The 18,668-nt window shown below is 60.4% G+C and carries 16 protein-coding genes; 4 read left to right on the top strand and 12 right to left on the bottom strand.

Going from position 1 to position 18,668, the window contains the following annotated elements:
- Positions 1–4: 4 nt before the first annotated feature.
- From AC07V8_RS23410 to AC07V8_RS23360, 11 genes are all read right to left on the bottom strand, one after another.
- A complete protein-coding gene (locus AC07V8_RS23410; RefSeq protein WP_494680574.1) occupies positions 5–1,147 on the bottom strand; it encodes a flagellar basal body P-ring protein FlgI in 1,143 nt (380 codons plus the stop codon).
- Positions 1,147–1,725 carry a flagellar basal body L-ring protein FlgH gene (locus AC07V8_RS23405; RefSeq protein WP_494680575.1) on the bottom strand — a complete coding sequence of 193 codons (579 nt, stop codon included), beginning with the start codon at positions 1,723–1,725 and terminating at the stop codon, positions 1,147–1,149. The genes AC07V8_RS23410 and AC07V8_RS23405 overlap by 1 nt, the downstream gene beginning before the upstream one ends.
- A gap of 11 nt (positions 1,726–1,736) precedes the next feature.
- The gene (gene flgA, locus AC07V8_RS23400) at positions 1,737–2,753 is read right to left on the bottom strand and encodes a flagellar basal body P-ring formation chaperone FlgA (protein WP_494680576.1); all 1,017 of its coding nucleotides are present in this window, start codon (positions 2,751–2,753) and stop codon (positions 1,737–1,739) included.
- A gap of 10 nt (positions 2,754–2,763) precedes the next feature.
- Complete coding sequence (gene flgG / locus AC07V8_RS23395; protein WP_494680577.1) at positions 2,764–3,561, bottom strand: flagellar basal-body rod protein FlgG; 798 nt, start codon at positions 3,559–3,561, stop codon at positions 2,764–2,766.
- Positions 3,562–3,635: 74 nt separating this feature from the next.
- On the bottom strand, positions 3,636–4,388 hold the full coding sequence (locus tag AC07V8_RS23390) for a flagellar hook-basal body protein (protein WP_494680578.1): 753 nt from the start codon (positions 4,386–4,388) through the stop codon (positions 3,636–3,638).
- A 40-nt stretch (positions 4,389–4,428) separates the two neighbouring features.
- Positions 4,429–6,474, bottom strand: coding sequence for a flagellar biosynthesis protein FlhA (flhA, locus tag AC07V8_RS23385; protein WP_494680604.1), 2,046 nt, complete (start codon positions 6,472–6,474; stop codon positions 4,429–4,431).
- A gap of 5 nt (positions 6,475–6,479) precedes the next feature.
- On the bottom strand, positions 6,480–7,589 hold the full coding sequence (locus AC07V8_RS23380; protein WP_494680579.1) for an EscU/YscU/HrcU family type III secretion system export apparatus switch protein: 1,110 nt from the start codon (positions 7,587–7,589) through the stop codon (positions 6,480–6,482).
- Positions 7,589–8,377, bottom strand: coding sequence for a flagellar biosynthetic protein FliR (locus AC07V8_RS23375; RefSeq protein ID WP_494680580.1), 789 nt, complete (start codon positions 8,375–8,377; stop codon positions 7,589–7,591). Before AC07V8_RS23375 ends, AC07V8_RS23380 begins: the two co-directional genes overlap by 1 nt.
- Before the next feature lie 17 nt (positions 8,378–8,394).
- The gene (locus AC07V8_RS23370; protein WP_494680581.1) at positions 8,395–8,673 is read right to left on the bottom strand and encodes a flagellar biosynthetic protein FliQ; all 279 of its coding nucleotides are present in this window, start codon (positions 8,671–8,673) and stop codon (positions 8,395–8,397) included.
- Between the two features lie 630 nt (positions 8,674–9,303).
- Positions 9,304–9,918, bottom strand: a complete 615-nt coding sequence (locus tag AC07V8_RS23365) for a putative pterin-binding protein (protein WP_494680582.1) — start codon at positions 9,916–9,918, stop codon at positions 9,304–9,306.
- Between the two features lie 121 nt (positions 9,919–10,039).
- Entirely contained in the window at positions 10,040–11,431 is a 1,392-nt protein-coding gene (locus AC07V8_RS23360; protein ID WP_494680605.1) for an MFS transporter, read from the bottom strand.
- 127 nt (positions 11,432–11,558) lie between these two features.
- Here AC07V8_RS23360 and AC07V8_RS23355 point away from each other — a divergent pair, with 127 nt between their 5' ends.
- Both AC07V8_RS23355 and AC07V8_RS23350 read left to right on the top strand, forming a co-directional pair.
- Complete coding sequence (locus AC07V8_RS23355) at positions 11,559–12,242, top strand: ArsR/SmtB family transcription factor (RefSeq protein ID WP_494680583.1); 684 nt, start codon at positions 11,559–11,561, stop codon at positions 12,240–12,242.
- Positions 12,243–12,275: 33 nt separating this feature from the next.
- Positions 12,276–13,325, top strand: a complete 1,050-nt coding sequence (locus tag AC07V8_RS23350) for a DMT family transporter (protein ID WP_494680584.1) — start codon at positions 12,276–12,278, stop codon at positions 13,323–13,325.
- A 127-nt stretch (positions 13,326–13,452) separates the two neighbouring features.
- Here the strand turns inward: AC07V8_RS23350 and AC07V8_RS23345 are convergent, their stop codons facing one another.
- A complete protein-coding gene (locus tag AC07V8_RS23345; protein WP_494680585.1) occupies positions 13,453–15,513 on the bottom strand; it encodes an OPT family oligopeptide transporter in 2,061 nt (686 codons plus the stop codon).
- A 222-nt stretch (positions 15,514–15,735) separates the two neighbouring features.
- On the opposite strand from AC07V8_RS23345, the gene AC07V8_RS23340 reads away from it, so the two are divergent.
- A complete protein-coding gene (locus AC07V8_RS23340) occupies positions 15,736–16,200 on the top strand; it encodes a (2Fe-2S)-binding protein (RefSeq protein ID WP_098496854.1) in 465 nt (154 codons plus the stop codon).
- Positions 16,197–18,551 carry a xanthine dehydrogenase family protein molybdopterin-binding subunit gene (locus AC07V8_RS23335; RefSeq protein WP_494680586.1) on the top strand — a complete coding sequence of 785 codons (2,355 nt, stop codon included), beginning with the start codon at positions 16,197–16,199 and terminating at the stop codon, positions 18,549–18,551. Before AC07V8_RS23340 ends, AC07V8_RS23335 begins: the two co-directional genes overlap by 4 nt.
- Positions 18,552–18,668 lie beyond the last annotated feature (117 nt).

Here is an 18,668-nt window from a genome sequence, read left to right as displayed (position 1 = left end):
CAGCTTATTGAACTACCAGTTCTGCATGCAGCGCGCCTGCGGCCTTGATGGCCCGCAGGATGGAAATGATGTCGCGCGTATTGGTCTTGAGCTTGGCCAGCGATTCCACCAGGTCCGCCACCGTATCGTTGGTCGGCGCCACATATCCGGGACCGTTTTGCTCCTCGACGTCGACCCGGCTGTTGGTGACGATCGCGGTGCGCACGTCAGCGCCGCCGTGACCGATGAAAAACGGCTGCGAGGCAGTGTTTTGCGTGGCGATGGAAATTTTCAGGTCGCCATGGGAAATGGCGACTTTCGAAATCCGCACATCGCCGCCGGAAACAACCGTGCCGGTGCGTTCATTGATCACCACCTTGGCGCGCCGGTCTGGTTCGACCATGACGTTTTCGATTTGCGTCATGTAGCTGACCAGTTGTTCGCGCTTGGCGTCCGGCACGTGAATTTCGATGCCCGCCGCATCGCGCGCCTTGGCCAGCCCCACACCCAGCTGCTGGTTGATGGCGGCGGCAATCCGGTTCGCTGTCGTGTAGTCAGGCTCAGCCAGGATGAAAGTCACGTTCTGCTCGGCATTCACCATTTGCGCACTGACGCCAACCTCAACCGTGGCGCCCGAAGGCACCGAGCCGACGGTCGGATGGTTTTTCTGCACTACATTGCCGTTGGCGTCGTAGCGATAGCCGCCGACGGACAACGGCCCTTGCGCTAGCGCGTACACGCGGCCGTTGGCAGCCTTGAGCGGCGTCATCAAGAGACTGCCGCCGACCAGGCTGCGGGCATCGCCGGCCGAAGTCACCGTGATGTCCAGGGTGTCGCCTTCGCGGGCGAAGGTCGGCAGCGCCGCGGTGACCATGACGACCGCAACGTTGCGGCTTTGCACCTGCTCCGGCGCCACTGTCAGGTTGAACTGGGAAAACACATTCGCCAGTGCCTGCCGGGTAGTGCGGTTGGTCGGCGAATCGCCGGTGCCGGCCAGGCCGGTCACTACGCCATAGCCAACCAGGGCGTTGTCGCGCCAGCCGCGCATGCGTCCGAGATCCTTGACCCGGATCGAATCCAGCGCCCAGGCCGAAGGGTAACCGGCCAGCAACACGACTGCCGCCAGAGCGGATGTAATAGCAACGGAAAAACAAGAACGCTTCATCATCAGAATCCCAGCCAGTCAACTACGCTGCGCCACCAGCTGCGCCGCTGGCGATCCGACAAATCGCCATCGCCAACATAGGTAATCTTGGCTTCGCTCAGGCGGCTGGAAATGACTACATTGCCGTCGGATATATCCAGCGGCCGCACCCGCCCTTCCAGCTTGACGTTCTGCTTTTCGCCATTCACCAGCAGCGATTGCTCGCCTGCGAGGCGCAAGTCGCCGTTCTCCATGATCTCGGTGACGGCGACCGTCAACTGCGCCAGCAACCTGCTGGCGCGCTGGGTCCTGCCGCCGCCGTCAAAATCGCCGCCGATATTCAGGTTGCCGTTAATCGGAAGATTGCGGCTCAGCGTCAAATCGGCGTTGATGCCGTTCTTGCGCCTGGTGGTGGTGTCCGCATTGGTCGACGCGCTGGAATTTTCCAGCACTTGCACCGTCACCACGTCGCCGACACGAAATGCCTTGTTATCGCCAGCCAAAGGGCGATATAAATTTTCCTGATACAGGCTCTCCGCCAATGCCGGCACACAGGCCAGCATGAGACAGCCAAACAGGAACCGTGAACCGAAACCGCGCATATTTTTCCTTATCACTGTGTTATCTCCACCATCCCCGGGCCGGCCACGCGCGCCATCACCGAACTGGTCGCCGACGCTGCCTTTACTCTCACCATCTGCCCTTGGTAACCATCCTGCAGAGCCTCGACCCGTCCCTCCAGCAACACCATTCCAGTATGCGTCCGCAGGGTAATCTGTTCGCCGCGGGTTACTGCCGGAGCCGCCTCGATCTGTGAACGCAATACCGGATCGCCTTTGTTGACGCTGCGGCGCACGCGCCAGAGCGCACTATCGTTCGGGTTCCTGGCGCTAACCGCGGTTTCATGCGGAGCATCCGCAATATCCACTTCGCGTCTCACAAAACTAGCCGGAGTGACCAGGCTGCCGCTCATCAGGTCCTGCGATGCGACATAGCCGTCCTGATAGGCACGCACCTCAAAATTCACCGGAATGGAACGGCTGAAAGCGTTATCTATCCAGATATCGACCCACAGCAACATGCGACGGCTGGGCGGCCTGCCCTCAGGCAAGGGCCTTACGCGCAGTTCGACTTTCCCCTGCGGCAAAGAAACATCACGCGCTTCGCTGACTTCACTGATTTCGCTGCGTGTGACCCGCGATTGCAGCCAGCGCGCCAATTCTTGGCGGGCACTTTCAATCACTTTTTCACCAGCAAGTGTTTGCTCGGATGCGTCTATCTCTACGCGTTCAGCGCCGCTCCAGACGGCAGATCCTTGCGTCAACTGGCGCGAGCGAACCCAGCGTTCAATCTCGCCACGTTCCAGACTGACCATATGCCCGGCGCGTGGCGCACTACCGAGCGGCAGCTTCATCCATTGATACAAGGTCGCCAGATCGCCGCTGCTCAGGTTGGCCACGTCTCCCAAGGTGACTTGTGCATGTCTTACCTGTACCTTCGCGCGTAATTCAATCTTCACCGGCCAATTCTTTTCTTCCGGCTGGGCGTGCGAAACACCCCCGGCGGCAACCAGGAGAACGCCGGCCAAAACCTGAAGCAGACGATGCAGGAAGAATGCTTGGATGGACATGTTGTTAAATTTATTTGCGCAGGTTATTTACCATGCCGAGCATCTCATCCGATGCCTGCACCACTTTCACGCTGGCCTCGTAAGCACGCTGCGCCACCATCAGGTTGACCATTTCTTCCACCATCTTGACGTTGGAGCCTTCCAGGAAGCCTTGCTGCAACACACCGACGCCGTCTTCGGCGGCCCGGCCGGTAATCGGCTCTCCGGAAGATTCGTTAGTGCGATACAGATTGTCGCCCTGCGCACTCAGCAGGCCAGGACTGGAAAAACGCACCAGTTCCAGCTTGCCAGCCTCGATCGGGGCCGATTGGCCAGGCACCTGGATGGTGATACGGCCGGTCGGATTGATCACCATGTTCTGTGCATTGTCCGGGACCGTGATCCCAGGGCTGAGAGGATATCCGGCCTGGGTCGACAGCATGCCGTCCGCGTTCACCTTCAGGGTGCCGCCACGGGTATAGGCACGCGAGCCGTCGGGCATCGTCACTTCCAGAAAGCCGTCGCCCTGGATGGCGACGTCGAGCGCAGAGTCGGTCTTCTTGATATCGCCCACATCAAACATTTTTGAAAGATTGGCGATGCCGACACCGGAGCCCAACTGCGAGGCGCCGCCCAGAAGAGCGCTGTCGCCTTCTGAGCCTTTGGACATGGCGAGCTGGCGAGTGCCTATCATCATCAGGTCGGCAAAGCTGATGCGTGCCTTCTTGAAGCCGGTGGTATTCACGTTGGCCAGGTTATTGGCGATCGTATCAACGTTCAGCTGCTGTGCCTGCATTCCGGTGGCGCCGATATAAAGAGCATCAAGCATAAAATCCCTCACTCAAACTTTAATTGTTGTTAATCCGTGTCGTCACGACTGCGCCGTTACCACGGTTACCGGTGTTACATATCGCCCAGTTTGCGAATCGCTGTTCCCAGCATTTCGTCATAGCCCTGCGCTACTTTTTGCATGGATTCAAAATGGCGCATGGTTTGCGTCAGTTCGACCATTTCCCGCATCGAGCTGACATTGGCATTCTCCAGATAGCCTTGCCTGACCTGTATCTCGGCATCCTGCAGCTGTGCCATGCCCTCGCCCGCCGCCACCAGGCCGTCGCCCAGCCGACGCAAGCTTGCCGGCTTGTCGAACTGAACGATCTTCAGTTGCGCCACCGGCAGCTTGTTTTCAACGATATTGCCGGCCGCGTCGATAGTAGGTTGCGAGGTATTCAGATAGATATCCCCGCCTTTGCCCATCACCGGATAGCCTTGCGCCGTCACCAGGCGTCCGCGCGCATCCATGCGGAAATTGCCTTGCCGGGTATAGGCTGTACCGTTGTCGGTCTGCACCTCGAAGTACCCGGATCCGGTAATCGCCAGATCGAGATTCTGACCGGTCGACTTTAGCGTGCCGGGGCGCGTGTCCGACAGCACCTCGACCTGGCTTCCGGACAACTCACGCCCCATGGCCTCCGCCATGCCGGCGTCCCACATGCGTGCAAACGACGGTCCTTGCGTCGCGGACTGAGCACGCACCACCGCGACTTCGCGCTTGTATGCCGGGGTCAAGGCATTGCTCAGGTTCATCGCCACGCGGTCGACCCTGGCCATGTCTTGCTGCATGCTCTGCAGAGCTACTCCCAATAATTCTTCCATTTCTATCTTTCAGGCCTGTCAGGGATTGATGAAATTACACTCACAAAGTCACCACGCTGTACGACTTGAGTTCAATCGAAAGCGGTATTTCGGTCATGGACAGCACCCGCAAATGCGGCACCACGCGTTCAGACAGCATGCGGATATGGCGGCGCAGTTCTGGTGAACACAGCAGCACCGGCAGCAGATTGCTTTTCATCATGCGTTCAGCCTGCTGCACCAGGCGGGACACGAATTGCTCGGCCAGTTTCGGTTCCAGCACAAAAGGCTGCTGTCCGTTGGCGGATTGAATGCTGTGCATGAACTGGCTCTCTATCGCCGGATCCAGCGTCATTACATGCAGCGCATTGGCGTCGCCGACCAGTCCCTGGCAAATCGCCTGGCCAAGCCGATGGCGCACTGCTTCGGTAAGGTAGTGGCTGTCCTTGCTGGCGCGGCCAGAGTCGTTCAGCGTCTCCAGGATGGCTTCTATGTGACGGATGCTGACTTTTTCCCGCAGCAGGCTCTGCAGCACTTTCTGGACATCGCTGATGGCCAGCACCGTGGGAATCAGATCTTCCACCAGGCTTGGCTGCGCCTGGCGTACCCGTGTCAGCAAACGTTCGGTTTCAGCGCGCGTGAGCAAGGTCGCGGACTCGCGCCGCAACACTTCGGTCAGATGGGTCATGAAGACAGTCTGGGCATCGACCAAGGTAAACTTGGCGGCCTGCGCGGCGGAACGTTGCGACTCTTCGATCCACAACGCCGGCAAACCATAGGTGGGATCGCGCGTCGCCTCGCCTGGAATGGCTTTGACGTCTCCACCCGGATGTATCGCCAGCAGGCGGTCGGCGCGTGCTTCGCCGCGTGCCGTCAATACGCCGTCAAGATGGATTTCGTACTGATCCGCACCCAGCCGCGAGGTATCCCGAAAGCGAACCCGCGGCAACACCATGCCGAATTCTTGCGCATGCTGCTTGCGGAAAGTGGCAATGCGCTCCATGAACAGACTGCCGGGCTGGTTGGCCAACGGCACCCAGTGACGTCCGATATTCACTTCGATCGGTTCCACCTTTAACAAGGCATAGGGATCGTCTTCGCCGGCAACAACGGCGTCTTCGGCATCGCTGACAGCTGTCTCCGGCGCCACTTTAGCTTTGGCGGCGCGGAATGCGAACCAGGCCGCAATCAGCACACATGAGCCCAGGGCCAGCACGGGCACGGCCGGAATCCCAGGCATCAGCAGCAGGCCGACTTGCGCAGCCGCTACGATCAGCAGTGTCTTGGGGAAGGACGTCATCTGCCGTGCGACCTCCTGGCTGAGATTGGCGTCCGACGCAGAACGGGTAACGATAATGCCGGTGCCGAGTGCGATCACCAGCGCCGGCACCTGCGTAACAATACCGTCGCCGATGGTCAGCAGTGTGTAGGTCTGCAAGGCCTGTGCCCATGGCATGCCATGCTGCATGACGCCGATCACCAGGCCGCCGACGATATCGATCAGCAAAATGATGATGCCGGCAATCGCATCGCCCTTGACGAATTTGCTGGCGCCATCCATGGCGCCGTAGAAGCCGGCTTCCTTGCTGAGATTCTTGCGGCGCAGCTGGGCTTCCGTCTGATCGATGAAACCCATGTTCAGGTCGGCGTCGATGCTCATCTGCTGGCCCGGCATGCTGTCCAGCGTAAAGCGAGCCGCCACCTCTGACACGCGCTGGGCGCCGTTGGTGATCACCACGTACTGGACCACGATCAGGATGAAAAACACGATCAGGCCGATCACGTAGTTACCGCCCACCACGTAGGAACCGATGGCGGAGATCACCTTGCCGGCGTCGCCATTCGACAGGATGAGACGCGTGGCTGCCACATTGAGCGACAGCCGGAACAAGGTGGCAATCAGCAGTAAAGACGGAAAGGTGGAAAACTCCACCGGCCGCGCCATATAAAATGTCAGCAGCAGGATCAGGAAGGCAAAGCTGAAATTGGTCAAAATCAGAAAATCGAGCAGGCCGGCGGGAATCGGCACGAACAGCACCACCAGCACGCCCAGCACCAGCACCACCATAACGATATCGCTATGCTTGCCAAAGAATCGTCGCAGCATTTCCATCAAATCTTTCCTCCAGCAGCAGCCTGCACCGGCTGCCCGCCGCTTTCACGTGCCTGGCGCATCGCGAACACCCAGACGATAATGCGCGCGACGTCGGCATACAGCGCCGGCGGCACTTGCTGGTCGACACCTACCTCGTGGAATAATTTGCGCGCCAGGGTACGGTTCTGCACCACGGGTATCCTTTTTTCCGCGGCAATCTTGCGCATCGCCGCGGCGATCAGTCCGGCGCCTTTGGAAACCATTTGCGGCGAGGACATTTCGCCATGGGTATAGCGCAAGGCGACCGCCAGATGCGTAGGATTGGTGATCAGAACGTCAGCGTCGCCCGTTTTGCCCAGAGCCAGGCTGCGCTTGAGCATTTCATTGCGGAGCTCGCGCAGGCGCGCACGAATGCGCGGATCGCCGTCGCGATGCTTGGATTCATCGCGCAGATCGCGGCGGCTCATGCGCATTTTCTTGGCGAATTCATGCCTGGTGTAGAGCCAGTCGCAGATGGCGATCAGCCCCATCATCAGGATCAGCTTCATGCCGATCGAGGTCATGTCGCCGAGCAAAGTGCGGATATAACCCTGCGGCGAGTATCCCGCCAGATTGAAGAACTGCGGCGCCAGGCTCTTCAATGCGCGATACACCACCCACACCAGCAGGGTCAGTTTGAGACAGGCCTTGGCGCCGTCAAACAAGGTGCGCAGTGAAAACAGGCGCTTGAAGCCGTTGGCCGGATTCACCTTGTCCCAGTCGGGGCCTAGCGGCTTCGTGGAAAACACAGGTCCGATCTGGATCAGGTTGCCGACAATCGCCGCCAGCATGATGGTTGCAAAAAATGGCGCCAGCAAAGTCAGGCTACTGGTCAGCCCATGCGAAATCAGCTGCCACAGGACGGCTGGACTGGCGTCTACGCGCCCGGCCAGATTCAGCAGCGCCTGGTCGAAACGAAACTGATCGCGGAAATTCTCCCATCCCTGCCAGTTGACATAGACTACGGCGACAGCAAACACAATCGCGGAAATAGCGTCCGGGCTTTTGGATACTTGTCCGCGTTTGCGCGCTTCATTGAGTTTATATTGCGTCGCCGCTTCGTTGCGGTCGAGATCCTGTTCAGCCATTATCGGGCGCCCCCAAAAATATCGCTCCAGGTTTGAAAGATCGATGCATAGATACGCGAAGTGACGCTGCCGGCGCCGGTCATCCATAACGACAGCGCCGTCAGGCCAACCACGATCTTGATCGGAATCCCCATCGCAAACATATTCATCTGCGGCAGATTGCGCGCCAGTACGCCCAAGCCCAGCTCCACCAGGAAGATGCAAAAGACGACGGGAGCAACCAAGGAAAAACCCAGAGTAAACATGGCGGCAACCTGTTTGATGACGGGGCCGGCGGCGTTCGCCAGGGACCATGTGCGTCCGGGCGGAAAGCGCTCCAGGCTATAGGCAAAGCCGCGCAGCAAAGCGTGATGACCGTTAAGCGCGAAGAACATCACTACCGCCAGCTGATTGAAAGCACTGGTGAGAATAGGAAGCTGACGCCGGCTGACCGGATCGAACACCTGAGCAATGCCATAGCCGATCTGCACATCAAGCAGAGCGCCGCCTACGGAAAATGCGGCGAATCCCAGCATCAGCCCCAAAGCCAGGGTCGCGCCAAGGATCATCTCGGTCAAAGCCGCTTGCAGCAATTCTCCGGCGCCGAGTGCGGCTGACACACGGATATCGGGAAAGCCGATAGTCAGCGCAACGGAAAGGGCAATCACCAGGAACACACGCACAGTGGCTGGCATGGAGAAGGCATACATGACAGGCGTCATCAGGAATACAGCGGCGAGCCTCAATGACAGCAGAAATACGGTGAACAGCCAGGACATATCAATGAACAGGCCATTTTGGGAAAACATATGCTTACTTTCCCAGGCTAGAACATTGAAGGAATGCCGGACCAGAGCCGGGTGGAAAATTGCGCCAGCTTATGCAGCATCCAGGGACCGAACACCATCAGCGCAACGCCCGCCGCAAGAAGCTTGGGCACAAAAGTAAGCGACATTTCCTGCACCTGCGTCACCACCTGCAAAATGCTAACGGCAAGCCCCACCAGCATGCTCAGGGCCAGGACTGGCATACACACCAATAAACCCGTCCAAAACATGTCTGCCATCATTTGCAAGGCTAAATCGGCGTGCATAAAAACTTTCAATACCCATACTCAAAAAAAACAACAATTTTTCCTGCTTACTCAGAAAAATTTCCATACGTTAATTATGTTATATTGACCAAGTAACAATTCCCAAGTCCAATATCATGTAGCGCAATGTATCTATTTGTTAGCATACGTAACATTTTGTGGGATATTAGCAAGCTTTCTACGGGGAAGCAAAAGAATTAAAAGTTACAATTCTTTTCCAGAAAACAATTGACTATTTTCCAAATTGTTAAATATTCGGAACTTTTTCCGATGGAAACAATCTCCTGCTGCCTGGTCGCCATACGAGACAACCCGCTACGATTTCCCTTAAATCGAAGTGGTTTTCAGGGGCGAAGACAAGAGATATTGATCAGGCGGTTTCTGTGCAAATCGACGAATTCGGCATGAGCCGAATCTGCAGCAGCGTCGAATTTGCATTGCACGTTTTGCTCGTGCATTACCTAAGGCAAACCGCAAGATACGGTACTCGATCACATCGTTGCGGATCTGTGTGGGCGCGATTTTATTTTCCGCAACGCATCTACCGTTGCAAATGCAGGTAACGCAAGCCTTTCCAAAACGCCGCGACGAAACGCTTTGGAATGACTTGCTAATACAAATTATTTGATCGAAAGCATCGCATCACTTCCCGCTCACAACCTCGATGCAATACAAACCCCAAGGGCAAAGCGCAAACCGCTGCGCCAGCGGCTTCTGCGCCAGTTCAGGAATGCGGTCAGCGTCATAAATGGCGAAGATGGGGCCAAAACCGCCTATAGCCAGCGGCATGCCGTCAATCTGCGTGGCCAGGATGTAGTCATATTTGCGCAACTGCTCGAAACTCAGCTGCGGCATGTAGCCGTCGACCGAATGGAACACGATCTGGGTATCCGCCGCTTTGCTGGCGCCGAGCATGTCCAGCAACGCGGTCAGGCGCGGGCCGCGCAGCTGATGCGGCTTGCCATCGTATTCCAGCGTCGGCTTGATGGTCACAGCAGGCAGCTTGTCGAGCGCGGCCAGGTCGAAGGTGAAGGCGCGCTTGAATTGCACATTCTGCTTGTGCAGCATCTGGTCGATCACCGCATCGACCGGGCCGCGGTTGCTGCGCTCGATGGCGCCGGCGATGGTCAGCACGGCCGGGCCGGTGGATTTGACATCCGATGCTGTGCCGGCAGCGGCGAATGCCGGTAGCGCAGACACGCCAAGCGCCCCGGCAATGGAGGCGGCAGCGGTTGATATGAACTGGCGTTTCTTCATTCATGGCTCCTTGGTGAAAACAGCGCGCTATAAGCAACTGCGTGACCTGCAATTGTAGAAGCGCTTTCAGGCAGCCATGACATTTTTTGCAAAATAAATCACGCCGGCAACAAAGCGCCGCTTACTGCGCCGAGGTTTTCGGCTTGACCAGATAACCTAGCCCTGCCGCAATCAATAACAGCACAGTCGCGGTCGCCAGAGCGATCCTGACCCCGCTGCTCATGTCGCCGGCCGCGCCATCGCTCACCAGTGCGCCGAATACCGCGACGCCGACCGCGCCGCCGACCTGCCTTGCGGTATTCAATACCGCCGAAGCGGTGCCGGCCCTGTTCTTCTCCACGCTCGACAGGATCGACGTGGTCATGGCCGGCACCGCCAGCCCCATCCCGGCCGGGATCAGTACGAAGCCGGGCAGCATGTGCAGGAAACTGGCGTGCTCGGCGATGCCGATGCTGCCCAACAAGCCGTAGCCTGAGGCGCCGATCAGGCCGCCCAGCACCATCGGCAGGCGGATGCCGGCCTTGCCGATCAGCCAGCCGCTGACCAGGTTCGAGAAAATGAAGGTGCCGGTCAGGGGCAGGAATGCCAGCCCGGCTTGCAGCACGCTGTAGTTCTGCACCTTCTGCAAATAAAAGCTGATGACGAAGATCACGCCGTAATAGGAAAAATTCACCAGCACGCCGAACAGCACCGCAGCCGTAAAACTGGTCTGGTGGAAGAAATTCAGCGGCAGCATGGGATGCGGCACTTTGCGCTCGACCATGATGAAGGCGGCGCCGGCGATCAGGGCGACGCAGAATCCGGCGATCACCAGCGGATGCTGCATGCCTAGCGGATGGAATTCGATGACCGCACCGACCAGCCCGGTCAGCGCGATGACCGCCAGCAGCTGCCCGAACGGATCAAAGGAGCGCGCATGCGCGCTGGCGGCGATCGCCGGCACCACGCGCAGGGTCAGCAAAAAGCCGAGCGCGCAGATCGGCAGGTTGACCAGGAAGATGCTGCGCCAGCCGGCGGTCGCCAGCAGCAGGCCGCCGATGACCGGTCCGGCCGCGATAGACACCCCGCCGGCGGCAGTCCAGAGGCCGATAGCCTTGGCGAGCAGTTTTTTGTCGTGGGCGCAGGCATGATTCAAGATCGCCAGAGAACTTGGCACCAGCAACGCCGCGCCTATGCCCTGCACTGCCCTGGCGAGATTCAGGAAGCCGGCGTTCGGCGCCAGTCCGCAGGCCATGGAAGCCAGCGCAAACAAGAGAAATCCGGCCAAAAACAGGCGCTTGGAACCGAACTTGTCGCCCAGGGCGCCAGCCGACAGGAGGAATACCGCGAATCCCAGCGTGTAGGCATCGACCACCCATTGCAAGGCCGATACGCGCGCGCCCAGATCAGCGCCGATCTGCGGCAAGGCAACGTTGACGATGGTGACGTCGAGCTGGACGATGATGAAGGCGAAGCTGCTGGCGGCAATCGTCCACCTGACCGCGGCAGTTGTTTCATTCGCAACGGCGAGCATCGGCTTGAGAGCGGTCGCGGCTTGAGGAGAAGTCATTGCAGTCATCCAATCGCAAAGTAAGCAAGTCTTGATTCTGAGCGCGTCCGGGTCGCTTGTCACACAACAACAGTACGGTTACCATCAAACTATGGACAACGAACCCGACCTCAGCCGACTGGCCCGCACCATAGGCGATCCTACCCGTATTCAAATGCTGGCGCTGCTGATGGAGGGGCGCGCCCTGACCGCCAAGGAGCTGGCCTACGGCACCGAGATCAAGCCGGCGACCGCCACCAGCCACCTGAAGCAGCTGATGGAAGACCGCCTGCTGGAGATGACCTGCCAGGGCCGGCACAAGTATTTCCGGCTGGCGTCGCCGGAAGTGGCGCGCCTGATTGAATCGCTGATGGTGTTCGCGCCGAAACGCAAGCGGGTTGGACCCGGCAACGATGCGATCTGCACCGCGCGTTTTTGCTACGACCACCTGGCCGGCAAGCTGGGCACCCGCCTGACCGAAGCGCTGGTTGCGCGCGGCTTGCTGGATGCCGATGACGGCCTGTTTGCGCTGTCGGCGTCCGGCGAAGCCTGGTTCAAGCAATTCGGCATCAACACCGATGAATTGCAAAAGAGCCGGCGCCAGTTCGCCTACCCTTGCCTGGACTGGAGCGAACGCCGCGATCATCTGGCCGGCGCTCTGGGAGCGACGCTGGCCAAGCGCATGATTGAACTGGGCTGGCTGACGCGTAGCAAGCATTCGCGCGTGGTCGCCATCACCGCCGCGGGCCGCAGCGCATTGACGGCGGAGTTCGGCATCACGCTGGACCAGGCCTGACGGCCTGGTTTTTTACCCATCAGGAAACAACGCATGCATCAAGGTGTGATTTTCGCATTGCTGGCTGCCGCCTTCTTCGGCGCCAGCACCCCCTTCGCCAAGCTGCTGGTTGGCCAGGTGTCGCCGGTGATGTTGGCCGCCCTGCTGTATCTCGGCAGCGGCCTCGGCCTCTCGCTCTGGTACGGGCTGCGCCGCTTGCGCGCCGGCAGCCAGGGCGCTGCCGACGGCTTGCGCAAAGCCGACTTGCCATGGCTGGCGGCAGCGATCCTCAGCGGCGGCATCGCCGGCCCGGTGCTGCTGATGTTCGGGCTGGCGCAGACGCCTGCTTCCAGCGCTTCGCTGCTGCTGAACATGGAAGGCGTGCTGACTGCTGCACTGGCCTGGTTCGTATTCAAGGAAAATTTCGACCGCCGCATCGTGCTCGGCATGATTGCCATCGTCCTCGCCGGCATGCTGCTGTCGTGGCAGCAGATGCCGGTATTCGGCTTGCCCTGGGGGCCGCTGGCGATCCTGGCGGCGTGCCTGTGCTGGGCCATCGACAATAACCTGACGCGACGGATTTCCGCCAGCGATGCGGTACAGATCGCCGCGCTCAAGGGCTTGGTGGCCGGCCTGGTGAACCTGGCGCTGGCTTTGTTATTGGGGGCAAGCCTGCCGGACGTTGCCAGGATAGGCGCCGCGGCGCTGATCGGCTTCAGCGGCTACGGCCTCAGCCTGGTGCTGTTCGTGCTGGCGCTGCGCCATCTTGGCAGCGCCCGCACCGGCGCCTATTTCTCGGCGGCGCCCTTCATCGGCGCGGCGATTTCGCTGCTGGTCCTGCATGAGGCTGTCGGCGGCATGTTCTGGCTGGCCGCCGCATTGATGGGATTCGGCATCTGGCTGCACCTGACGGAACGTCACCAGCATCCGCATGCCCACGAAGAAATCGAGCACGGCCACAGCCATAGCCATGACCTGCATCACCAGCATGAGCACGATTTCGCCTGGGACGGGCGCGAACCGCACAGCCACCCGCACCGCCATCTGCCGATCAGCCATAGCCACGCGCACTATCCTGACATCCATCATCAACATAAGCACTGAGCAGGCACTGAGGCCTAACAGGATCTGCCGGGCCAAAGAAAATGGACCGGCTGATCCACGCGATAAAACCACGTACATCAGACGATCCATTTAACCGCGGCAAGGTCCGGTCAGAACCTTGCGCCGTTTAGTGCGTCTTTGCGTTCAACACCCGCCGCGCGAAGACCCAGGCAACCGCTACAAACACGATCAAGCCCAACCACTGGGCGGTGCCTTCAAACGCCGGTCCGACCAGCGCCAGCGGCGAATCCGTGCCGCTGAAACCGATGATCCCGGCCAGCACCACGCCCACCAGGCTTTCGCCGACGATCAGGCCGGACGCCAGCAGCACGCCGCGGCGGTTGGACGGTTCAGCGTATTGTTCGTAAGGCACGCCCTTTTGCTGCGCGCGCTTCTTCAAAACACGCTCGATGCCCCAGGCCAGCAAGGTGCCCAGCACCAGGGTCGACGCCACGGTCGGCGGCAGGTAGATGCCGATGCCGACCGCCAGCACCGGCAAGCGGGCCATGCCGCCGCGATGGCGAAGGATTTCATCGACGATTACCAGCGCCACGCCGAGACCGAGGCCGATCAGGATCATGTCCCAGTTCAGCTGATGGGTGAAGATGCCGGTGGCGATCGCCGTCATCAGGGTCGCCTGCGGCGCCGACAAGGCATGCGCCACGTCCATGTCGGCGCGCGGCATGGCGCCGGCGAAGCCATAGGCGTTGTACAGCAGCTCCAGCACCGGCGGGATCACCACGGCGCCGACCACGCAGCCGATCAGCAAGGCCACCTGCTGGCGCCAAGGAGTAGCGCCGACCAGCCAGCCGGTTTTCAGATCCTGCAGGTTATCGTTGGAAATGGTGGCCACGGCAATCACCGCGGAAGTCGTGAAGATCGCCAGCGCGATACCCAGCTTGTTGCCGGTTTCGGTCGCCAGCAAGCCGTCGGCGCTGCCAACCAGCAGGATCAGCAAGGAGACCAGCACCACGGCGACGATGCCGACGCCGGAAATCGGGCTGGCGGACGAACCGATCAGGCCAGCCATGTAGCCGCAGGCGGCGGCGATCAGGAAACCGAAAATCACGGCGAACAGGACGCTGTAAGCCACCAGCCCCCACATCACGCCCGAGCTGAGCGGCGCGGCGCTGAGGAAGCTGCCGAAAGTGACGACCAGGATCGCCACCAGCACCAGCGTGATGCCGACAATCCAGACCAGCGACATATCCTGTTCGGTGCGCGGGATGTTGATGCGGCCGTTGCCGCCGCTCAGGGCCCGGAAGGAAGTCTTGACGCCTTCCAGCATAGGCTTGAACAACGTGATCAGCGTCCATACCGCGGCGACGCCGATGGTGCCGGCGCCGATGAAGCGCACGTCCTTGCTCCACAGGCCGGTGGCGTACTTGGCCAGGGTCATGCCGTCCGGAATGGCATGCATCGAAGTCAGCACCGGCACGGCGATGCCCCAGGCGATCAGCAGGCCGATCAGCATGGCGATGCCGGCGACGATGCCGATCAGGTAGCCGGCGCCGAGCAAGGCCAGCGAAAATCCGCTGGAAATCCGCAGCACGGCGGGGCCGGCGGCAAACCACAGGCTGATGCCCTCGCTCAAGATCCGGAAGCCGGATGAGGCCAGGGTCACGACCGCGGCGACCACGCCGCCGGCCATGATATCGACAATGCCGGTTTCAGCTTTCGCGCCAGGCTTGCCGCTGACCGCATCGGCTTCGACGTCGGCGCTGCCGACACGCAGGATTTCCGCTGCCGCCACGCCTTCTGGATAGGGCAGATCGCTCTGCACCACCATCGCGTGGCGCAAGGGAATCGTAAACATCACGCCCAGCATGCCGCCGGCGGCGCAGATCGCCAGCGTTTGCCAATATGGGAAGCCTTGCCAGTAGCCGATCATCACCAGGCCCGGCAGGATGAAAATAATAGAAGACAAGGTGCCGGCGGCTGAAGCCTGGGTCTGCACCATATTGTTTTCAAGGATGTTGGCGCTCTTGAACATGCGCAGCACGGCCATGGAAATCACGGCGGCGGGAATGGCGGAAGAAAAAGTCAGGCCGACTTTCAAGCCCAGGTAGACATTGGAGGCAGTGAAGACGACGGTTATCAAAGCGCCAAGGATAATGCCGCGTACCGTCAATTCCGGCAGCGAAACATTATCGGCTATGCGCCCATTTTTACTAAGCAAATCGGACATCGAAACTCCATCACTAAAAATTGCAATGCGCTAATTATCCTCGAAACAGTTGCTCTCCATCCAAAAATTTGACTTCGGTCTACAATGCCCGCTGGGAAGCTGTCCTGACAAAATCAGCTCAGGATTTAGAAACAAACGTTATTAAATAAGCCACGCTATGGCGAATAACGCTTTCAATATCCTTCAATAGGTTATCAACCCCAAGTTGGAAAGGTAAAAGCCATGACAAGCCTGAACATCAACGGCAAACAACACGATATCGATCTGCCCGAAGACACCCCGCTGCTGTGGACCCTGCGCGACCACGTCGGCCTGACCGGCACCAAATTCGGCTGCGGCATGGCCCTGTGCGGCGCTTGCACCGTGCATCTGGACGGCGAGCCGATCCGCTCCTGCATCACGCCGATCAGCGCCGCTGCCGGCAAGAAAGTCACCACCATCGAAGCAATGGCCGAAGACAAGGTAGGCCATGCGGTACAGGAAGCCTGGATTGCCCTGGGCGTGCCGCAATGCGGCTATTGCCAGGCCGGCCAGATCATGTCCGCCACCGCCCTGCTGAAAACCACCGCCAAGCCGACCGACAAGCAAATCGACGACGCCATGAGCGGCAATATCTGCCGTTGCGGCACCTATACCCGGATTCGCGCAGCCATCAAGCAGGTTGCGGACAAAGGAGCCGCAAAATGAGCGCCGCTTTCGATTTCGATAAAGATAGCGCTAACACCAATGCCGGCGACGGCAAAACCCCGGCCATCGCCTCCATCAGTCGCCGCACCTGGCTCAAAGGAGTCGGCGCATTTGCCGGACTGGCGCTGACGGTCGGCGTCAACGGCCTGGTCAGCGCGGCCGATGCCGCCGCCCCGGCAAAAAAATACGGTGGCGCCGGCATGCCCGGCGGCACCGTCAACGATCCGCTGATTTTCGTCACCATCGGCGCCGACGGCATCGTCAGCATCATTGCCCACCGCTCGGAAATGGGGCAAGGCATCCGCACCAGCCTGCCGCTGGTAGTGGCCGATGAACTCGACGCCGACTGGGGCCGCGTACGCGTGGTGCAGGCCAACGCCGACGAAAGCCGCTACGGCAACCAGAATACCGACGGCTCGCGCAGCATGCGCCACTTCTTCACGCCGATGCGCCAGGTCGGCGCCACCGCGCGCGCCATGCTGGTGTCCGCCGCGGCGGCGCGCTGGAGCGTGCCGGAAGCGGAGATCACGACCAAGAATCATGAGGTGCTGCACGCCAAGAGCGGCCGCAAGCTCGGTTACGGAGAGCTGGCGGTCGACGCCGCCAAGCTGAAAGTGCCGTCGGCAACCCAGGTGCTACTGAAAGATCCGGCGCAATTCCGCTATATCGGCAAAGACGTCTTCAACAGCGTCGATTTCCATGACATCGTCACCGGCAATACCCACTACGGCATCGATACCCGTCTGGACGGCATGCTGTACGCGGTGATTGCGCGGCCGCCGGTATACGGCGGCAAGGTGGCGAGTTTCGATAGTGCCGACGCGCTGAAGATCCCGGGCGTGGTGCGCGTGATCGAACTGAAAGGCAGTCCGCCGCCGGCCAAGTTCAATCCGCTCGGCGGCATCGCTGTCGTCGCGCGCAATACCTGGGCCGCCATCAAGGGCCGCGAAGCCTTGAAGATCACCTGGGACAACGGCCCGCACGCCGGCTACGATTCCACCGCCTTCAAGACTACCTTGCAGGAAGCCGCGCGCAAGCCAGCCAAGGTGGTGCGCAACAACGGCGACACCATGGCCGCGCTGGCGCAGGCCGGCAAGCGTATCGAAGCCGAGTACTACATCCCGCACCTGGCGCACGCCACCATGGAGCCGCCGGCAGCCACTGCCCGCACCGCCAACGGCAAGTGCGAAGTCTGGGCCTGCGTGCAGGATCCGCAAGCCACGCGCGACACAGTGGCGGACCGCCTGGGTTGGAAGAGCGACGCCGTCAAGGTCAATGTGACCTTGCTGGGAGGCGGCTTCGGCCGGAAATCCAAGCCGGACTTCGCGGCCGAAGCGGCGCTGCTGTCGCAAGCCATGGACGGCGCGCCGGTCAAGGTCACCTGGACGCGCGAGGATGACCTGCGCCACGACTACTTCCATACCGTTTCGCTGGAACACCTGGAAAGCACGCTGGACGCCAAAGGCAAGCCGCTGGCCTGGCTGCACCGCACTGCCGCGCCGACCATCGCCTCCACCTTCGTCGCCGGCGCCAAGGGCGAACAGCCAGGTGAACTGGGCATGGGCGCGATCAATATCCCCTTCGTGATTCCGAACATCCGCATCGAAGCGCCGGAAGTCGAGGCCCACACGCGCATCGGCTGGTTCCGTTCGGTCTACAACATCCCGCATGCATTCGCGGTGCAGTCATTTGTCGCCGAGCTGGCGGCGGCGGCCAAGCGCGACCACCGGGAGTTCCTGCTGGAACTGATCGGCCCGGCGCGCCAGGTCAATCCGCAAGAGATGTCGGACAGCACCAACTATGGCGAATCACCGGCCTTGTACCCGTTGGATACCGGCCGCATGCGGCAGGTGGTCGAGCTGGCCACCAAGGAAGCCGGCTGGGGCCGCAAGCTGCCCAAGGGGCATGGACTGGGCCTGGCGGTAGCCTACAGTTTCATGTCGTATGTCGCTGCGGTAATCGAAGTGGCGGTTGGCGCCGATGGCGAGATCAGCATTCCGCGGGTCGACATGGCGATCGATTGCGGCCCGCAGATCACGCCGGACCGCATCCGCTCGCAAGTCGAAGGCGCCTGCATCATGGGCCTGAGCCTGGCGCTGACGGGGGAAATCACCTTCAAGAACGGCAGCGCGGAGCAAGGCAATTTCCATGAGTACGAAGTGCTGCGCGCCTTCAGCGCGCCGCGCGACCTGCGGGTCCACATGGTGCCGCACAAATACGACATGCCGCTCGGCGGCGTCGGCGAGCCGGGCACGCCGCCCATCGCGCCGGCCTTGTGCAACGCCATTTTCGCGGCGACCGGCAAGCGCATCCGCAACCTGCCGATCCGGGACCAGCTGAAAAAGAGCTGATTCAAGAGCTGGTTCAAGAGCTGGTTCAAGAGCTGGTTCAAGAGCCGACTCAGGAGCCGATCCCTGCCGGCTTGAAAAACGGCCATGCGGCTTGTCGCGCATGGCCGTTTTAAGTTA

The sequence above is a fragment of the Collimonas sp. GW821-FHT02H07 genome, from assembly GCF_059421505.1.
The sequence above is the reverse complement of the archived record's forward strand: the minus strand, read 5'-3'. Positions and strand labels throughout refer to the sequence as shown.